The following is a 6,020-nucleotide window of genomic DNA, read 5'->3' on the forward strand; positions in this document are numbered from 1 at the left end:
CGCGCCGGCACCCGACCCGGTGCCGGCGCGGCGGCGGTGGCCGATCTCGTGGGCCTGCCGCCGCGCGTCGGCGCGCGGTGACCGGTGCGTGGGCGGCGCGGTCAGTCGCCCCACCGGTCGCCGAAGCCGTGGCCGAGCTGCCGGGACAGCTCCTCGGCGGTGCGGCAGGCGGCGTCGGCCAGCTCCCGGGTGCGGGTGTCGTCCAGCCGGAAGATCGGCCCGGAGATGCTGATCGCGGCGGTCACCCGTGCGCGCCGGTCGCGCACCGGGGCGGCCACCACCCGCAGCCCGTGCTCGCTCTCCTGGTCGTTGAGGGCCCAGCCCTGCTGCCGCACGGTGGCCATGTGCGCCACGAAGGTGTCCAGGTCGGTGATGGTGTTGCTGGTCAGGCCCGTGAACGGCACGGTGGCGAGCAGGGCGCGCAGGGCGTCGTCGTCGTGGTCGACGAGCAGCGCCTTGCCGGCCGCGCTGCACCACAGGGGGATGCGCCGGCCGAGCCGGGAGACGAGCTGCACGTTGCGGGTGCCCTGCACGACGTAGAGCGAGATGGCGTCGGAGCCCTCCAGGACGGCGAGGTTGACGCTCTCGCCCTCCCGTTCGGCGAGCTGGTGCAGCAGCGGACGGGCCAGGGCGTGCAGGTCGATGCCGGCGAGGAAGCGGGCGCCCAGCTCGAAGACGGCGACGCCGAGGCGGTAGGTGCCGTTCTCCTCGTTGCGTTGCAGGAAGCCGGCGTCGGCCAGCGCGCGGAACAGCCGGCTGGCCGTGGACTTGTGCAGGCCCAGTTCGCGGCTGACGTCGCTGACCTTGCGCTCGACGGCGTCACCCCGGAAGGCCAGCAGGACGCCCAGGGCGCGGTCCAGCGCCTGGGTGCCCGACTCGCGGGGGGCGACGCCCTCGTCGGGCGTCGGGTCAGTGGCGTACGACATCTTGCTTACCTGCCTTTCCGGCTGCTAGGTTTCATAATATAACTCTAGGACCACATGATGGTCCAACGCACGGTGGTCCACTCGCCCTGACCAGTCCAGGTCCTCCCGGCGGCAGATTCGGACCGACACCGGAACCCAGTGAGGCATCCGCATGACTGTGAATCCGATCGACCTGGAAGTCGTCACCGAGAGTCTCATCTCGATCGTCCGCGAGATGCGGCAGACGATCTTCCGTACCGCGCACTCGCCGGTGATCGCCGACGCCCAGGACTTCTCCTGCGCACTCTTCGACCCCTCCGGGCAGATGGTCGCCCAGGGCCGGGACATGCCGGGACACGTCATCGCCATGCCGGCCTCGGTGGCCGAGATCTTCGCCGACTTCGCCGCCGAGATGCGCCCCGGAGACCTCTACATCGTCAACGACCCGTACCGGGGCGGCAGCCACCTCAACGACGTCACCCTGATCAGCCCGGTCTTCGTCGACGGGGAGCTGTTCCTCTTCCCCTGCGTCCGGATGCACTGGGCCGACATCGGCGGCATGACCCCCGGCAGCGTCTCCGGCCAGGCCACCGAGATCCTGCAGGAGGGGCTGCGGATCCCGCCGATCAAGCTGATCGAGGAGGGCCGCCCCAACCGGGCCGCCTTCGACATCCTCTTCGCCAACGTCCGGATGGCCGAGGAACGCCGCGGCGACCTCGAATCCAGCATCGCCGCCTGCCACACCGCGCAACGACGGCTGAAGGAACTCGTCGACCGCTGGGGCACCGGGCTGATCCTCGACTGCGTCGCGGCCAACATGGACCGCACCGAGCAGCGGCTGCGCGACATGATCCGGTCGCTGCCCGACGGCACCTACCACTACGAGGACTACCTCGACCTCTACACCGACGGCGACTACGACGCCGCGATCGTGCGCTGCCGGCTGACCGTCGACGGCGACGAGATCGAAGCCGACTTCCGGGGCTCCTCCACCCAGGTCGCCGCCGTGGTCAACTCGTCGCGGGCGATGACCGTCGCCGGGGTGTTCATCGCCGTCAAGTCCGCCCTCGACCCCGGCGGGCTGGTCAACCACGGCGCGTTCCGGCCCCTGCGGGTGCTCACCGAGCCCGGCACGGTGGTGCACGTCAGCTACCCCGCCCCGGCCAACGCCCACAGCGAGGTCCGCAAGCGGGTCATCTCCGCGGTGATGGCCGCGCTGAGCCAGGTGGCACCCGACCTCATCGCCGCCGACCAGTTCGGCACCACCTTCCAGAACCTCATCGGCGGCGTGGACGAGCACACCGGTCAGCCCTACCTCTACTACGACTACCCGGCCGGCGGCAACGGCGGATTCCTCGAATCCGACGGCCCCAGCGCGATGAACCCGGTCGACCTCGGCGACATCTCCACCATCCAGTCCGTCGAGCGGCTGGAGACCGAGATCCCGATCCTGGTCGAGGCCTGCGAGCTGCGCGCCGGCTCCTGCGGAGACGGTACCCACCGCGGTGGCCTCGGCAGCCGGCGGGAGACCCGGCTGCTGGCCAGCGGCGGGTCGTACTCGGTGCAGACCGACCGCACCACCGTCCCCCCGTACGGGCTGCGCCACGGCGGCCCCGGCGCGCCGACGGTCACCCACCTGCGCCGCGCCGACGGCCGACGGGTCGACTTCGACACCCCCGGCAAGATCGCCGGCTTCCCCATGCGCGCCGGGGACGTGCTGGTCATGGAGTCCGCCGGCGGTGGCGGCTGGGGCGACCCCCTGGACCGCGCCCCCGAAGCCGTCGCCGAGGACGTCCGCCAGGACTACCTGACCGACGACGAGGCCCGCCGGCGCTACGGCGTGGCCCTCGACGGCGACGGCGAGGCCGACCGCGCCGCCACCGCCGAGCTGCGCCAGCGGCTGCGGGACGAACGGAGTTGGCTGCGCCTCACCACCATCGACCGGCCCGCCTACACCGGGCGGCGCGGCCAGCGCCGGTTGGCCTACGTCGCGCCCGGCAGCGGCCTGGCCGAGGAGAGCCTCGTCGAGCTGCACGGCGTGCACCCGGCGCCACTGCGGGCCTGGCTGCGCCACGACGCCGCGCTCGCCGCCGACGAGATAGCCCTCGACGACGACGGGATGCGGATCCTCGGCGCCACCGCCGAGCACCGCGCGTACGTGCGCGTCCTCACCGGGGAGGGACGGTCATGAGCAAGGTCTTCCGGGTGCCGGTGGCGACCACCAAACCCCGCACCGGTGGCGGCGCCGGCAACGCCCCGGCCCCGCAGCCCACACCGGCGCGGGCCGGCATCGTCGCCGGCTGCCTCAGCCCGCACCCGCCCCACCTGATCTACGCGGAGAACCCGCCGCAGAACGAGCCCCGTTCCATCGGCGGCTGGGAGACGCTGCGCTGGGCCTACGAGCGGCTGCGCCGGCGCATCCAGGAGGTGCACCGCCCCGACGTGCTGATCGTGCACGCCCCGCACTGGATCACGATGGTCGGCCACCACGTCAACTGCGTGCCGAACCCGCGCGGCATCTCCGTGGAGCCGATCTTCCCGCACCTCTTCCGCTACCGCTACGACTTCCGCACCGACGTCGAGCTCGGCGAGGCCATCGTCGAGGAGGCCAGCGGCCTCGGCCTGGTCACCCGCGCGATGCGCGACCCCCGGGTACGCGTCGACTACGCCACCATCGGCGCCCTGCACCTGGTCAACCCCGCGTGGGACATCCCCGTGGTGTCCCTGTCGGCGAACAACAACCCGTACTTCTACTCCGACGCGTCGCTGGAGGAGATGGAGGTGCTCGGCGAGGCCACCCGCCGCGCCGTCGAGGCCACCGGCCGCCGCGCCGTGCTGCTCGCCTCCAACTCCCTGTCGCACCTGCACTGGCACGAGGAGCCGGACCTGCCGGAGGACATGGAACGCGAACACCCGTACAACAACCACCAGTACCGGTGGGACATGAAGCTGCTCGAAGCGATCCGCCGGGGACCGACCGCCCCGCTGCGGGAACTCATCACCGAACACATCGAGGCCACCGCGTCGGAGACGAAGGCCGGCAGCCTCACCTGGCTGCTCGCCGCGATGGGCTGGCCCAAGGTCGCCGGTGACGTGCTCGGCTACGGCACGATCATCGGCACCGGCAACGCCGTCGTCGAGTGGCTGCCCGAGGGGAGCCCCCATGGCTGACCGGACCGGAATCGTCGCCGGGGCGCTCCTGCCCGGCATGCCCCACCTGCTGGCGAAGGATCCCGCACCGAGCTGGAAGGCGCTGGCCGCGGCGGCACGCGACGTGGGGGAGCGGCTGCGCCGGCTGGAGCCGGACGTCGTCCTGCTGCTGTCCACGCAGTGGTTCACCGTCCTCGGCCACCAGTTCCAGTGCGACCCCAACCCGCGCGGCGAACACGTCGACGAGAACTGGTACGCCTACGACTACGGCCTGCTCCGCTACGACCTGCGCTTCGACGTGGAGTTCAGCGAGCGGTGGGCCGACCGGGTGCAGGCCGACGGCAAGCAGGCGCGCCGCACCCGCTACGAGGGCTTCCCGATCGACGCCGGCACCATCGTCACCTCGGCGCTGCTCGACCCGGAGCGCAAGCTGCGCTGGGCGCAGGTCTCCTGCAACCTGTACGCCGATGCCGACACCGTCGCCGACGTCGGGCGAGCCGGCGCCGCGGCCGCCCGCGAGGCCGGCGTCCGCGCCGCCGTCGTGGTCGTGAGCGGCCTGTCCTCCGGACTGATCCAGCAGTGGATCGAGCCCGGGCAGGACCACATCGGCGCGCCCGCGCACGACCAGTGGAACACCCGCGTACTCGACCTGCTCACCGCCGGCAAGGTCGACGAGGCACTCGCGATCCGCGAGGACTACGCCCGGCAGGCGCAGGCGGACAGCCAGTTCCGGGCCCTCGCGTTCGCCGCCGGGACCGGCGCCGCGAGCGGCCCGGCACAGCTGCACTCGTACGGCCCGATCTGGGGCACCGGCGCCGCCGTCCTGTCCTGGAACCTGCCCGACCGTCCCTGACCGGAGCCGACCCGCAACCAGAGCAAGGAGCAGACATGCGAAACGTGGCCGTGGGCTTCGTGGAAGCCGAAGGTTTCACCCCCATCTTCGATGCCGTCGACGCGATGGTGAAGGCCACCGAGGTCGAGGTGACGAAGGTCGTACGCCTCGGCGGCGGCATCGTCGCCGTCGCCGTCCGCGGTGACCTCGCCACCGTCGAGGAGGCGGTGGACATCGGCGAGGAGACCGCCCGGGTGCGCAGCCGCTCGGTGCGCTCGATCGTCTTCGCCAGCCCCTGCGACGCCGTGAGCGCGCTGGCGGCCGAACCTGAGCTCGTCGGCAACTGACAACCGGGTAAGGAGAATCAGACATGTCCTCCGACATCGCGATCGGAATCGTCGAGACACGCGGCCTGGTGGCGCTCTCGGCGGGGATCGAAGCCATGATCAAGACCGCCGACGTCCGGTGCGTGGCCGTGGAACGGGTCACCAGCGGCTACCTCGCGGTCGCCGTCCGGGGCACCCTCGCCGCCGTACGCCAGGCCGTCTCCGCCGGGGAGGCCGCCATCCGCGCCCACGGCGAGCTGCGCAGCTCCCAGGTCTACCCGAAGCCCCACCCGACCACCGCGGCACTGCTGGACGCGCCCGAACCGTCCCGCATCCGTGAGGTCATCGCCGGCCTGCGAGGAGAAACCGATGGTGCTCGGTGAGGTAGTCGGCAAGGTGTGGGCCGACCGCATCCTGCCGGCGTTGCAGGGCCGGCGCCTCGTGCTGGTCCGGCCGCGCGGCGACGGGCCCGACCTGGTCGCCGTCGACCCCCTGAACGTCGGCGTCGGCACCACCGTCCTGGTCGTCACCGACGAGGCCGCGGCGGCGGTGACCGGCCAACCCACCGTGGACGCCGCCGTGGTCGCGCTCGTCGCCGACCCCGGCAGCGAGCGGACCGAACCCACCACCTGAACCGGAAGGGACACCTGACCATGCCCGAGTCATCCTGGCCGGTGAGCCTGCGCGACGGCCACCCGAGCGCCGCCCCACCGACCCTGCGCAACTTCGTCGGTGGTGAGTTCGTCGGGGGTGGGCGGCGGTTCGTCAAGCGTAGTCCGGTGACGGGTGAGCCGGTGTTCGAGGTGG

At 72.2% G+C, this 6,020-nt stretch carries 7 protein-coding genes and 1 pseudogene; 7 read left to right on the top strand and 1 reads right to left on the bottom strand.

Annotation, left to right across the window (positions count from 1 at the left end):
• Positions 1 to 101: 101 nt before the first annotated feature.
• Positions 102 to 926 carry an IclR family transcriptional regulator gene (locus V6U77_RS06605; RefSeq protein ID WP_334605295.1) on the bottom strand — a complete coding sequence of 275 codons (825 nt, stop codon included), beginning with the start codon at positions 924 to 926 and terminating at the stop codon, positions 102 to 104.
• Between the two features lie 151 nt (positions 927 to 1,077).
• Between V6U77_RS06605 and V6U77_RS06610 the strand changes: the two genes are divergently transcribed.
• The 7 genes and pseudogenes from V6U77_RS06610 to V6U77_RS30005 form a co-directional block, all read left to right on the top strand.
• Positions 1,078 to 3,096: a hydantoinase B/oxoprolinase family protein gene (locus V6U77_RS06610; protein WP_334605296.1), complete on the top strand. Its 2,019-nt coding sequence runs from the start codon at positions 1,078 to 1,080 to the stop codon at positions 3,094 to 3,096.
• Positions 3,093 to 4,076 carry a tRNA U-34 5-methylaminomethyl-2-thiouridine biosynthesis protein gene (locus V6U77_RS06615; RefSeq protein WP_334605297.1) on the top strand — a complete coding sequence of 328 codons (984 nt, stop codon included), beginning with the start codon at positions 3,093 to 3,095 and terminating at the stop codon, positions 4,074 to 4,076. The genes V6U77_RS06610 and V6U77_RS06615 overlap by 4 nt, the downstream gene beginning before the upstream one ends.
• Entirely contained in the window at positions 4,069 to 4,908 is an 840-nt protein-coding gene (locus V6U77_RS06620; RefSeq protein WP_334605298.1) for a 2-amino-5-chlorophenol 1,6-dioxygenase subunit alpha, read from the top strand. Before V6U77_RS06615 ends, V6U77_RS06620 begins: the two co-directional genes overlap by 8 nt.
• Positions 4,909 to 4,943: 35 nt before the next feature.
• Entirely contained in the window at positions 4,944 to 5,234 is a 291-nt protein-coding gene (locus V6U77_RS06625; protein ID WP_334605299.1) for a BMC domain-containing protein, read from the top strand.
• Between the two features lie 23 nt (positions 5,235 to 5,257).
• Positions 5,258 to 5,596 (top strand): BMC domain-containing protein, encoded by a 339-nt coding sequence (locus V6U77_RS06630; RefSeq protein WP_334605300.1) that lies wholly within the window; start codon positions 5,258 to 5,260, stop codon positions 5,594 to 5,596.
• On the top strand, positions 5,583 to 5,846 hold the full coding sequence (locus tag V6U77_RS06635; RefSeq protein WP_334605301.1) for a EutN/CcmL family microcompartment protein: 264 nt from the start codon (positions 5,583 to 5,585) through the stop codon (positions 5,844 to 5,846). Before V6U77_RS06630 ends, V6U77_RS06635 begins: the two co-directional genes overlap by 14 nt.
• 20 nt (positions 5,847 to 5,866) lie before the next feature.
• Positions 5,867 to 6,020 (top strand): annotated as a pseudogene (locus V6U77_RS30005) (5-carboxymethyl-2-hydroxymuconate semialdehyde dehydrogenase); the annotation flags it as partial.

This window comes from Micromonospora sp. CPCC 205546, assembly GCF_036902715.1.
Lineage (GTDB): Bacteria > Actinomycetota > Actinomycetes > Mycobacteriales > Micromonosporaceae > Micromonospora.

Bases quoted from the DNA above. Each gene is read 5' to 3' on its own strand.
- V6U77_RS06605 (WP_334605295.1), bottom strand. From the start codon at position 926: ATGTCGTACGCCACTGACCCGACGCCCGACGAGGGCGTCGCCCCCCGC.
- V6U77_RS06610 (WP_334605296.1), top strand. From the start codon at position 1,078: ATGACTGTGAATCCGATCGACCTGGAAGTCGTCACCGAGAGTCTCATC.
- V6U77_RS06615 (WP_334605297.1), top strand. From the start codon at position 3,093: ATGAGCAAGGTCTTCCGGGTGCCGGTGGCGACCACCAAACCCCGCACC.
- V6U77_RS06620 (WP_334605298.1), top strand. From the start codon at position 4,069: ATGGCTGACCGGACCGGAATCGTCGCCGGGGCGCTCCTGCCCGGCATG.
- V6U77_RS06625 (WP_334605299.1), top strand. From the start codon at position 4,944: ATGCGAAACGTGGCCGTGGGCTTCGTGGAAGCCGAAGGTTTCACCCCC.
- V6U77_RS06630 (WP_334605300.1), top strand. From the start codon at position 5,258: ATGTCCTCCGACATCGCGATCGGAATCGTCGAGACACGCGGCCTGGTG.
- V6U77_RS06635 (WP_334605301.1), top strand. From the start codon at position 5,583: ATGGTGCTCGGTGAGGTAGTCGGCAAGGTGTGGGCCGACCGCATCCTG.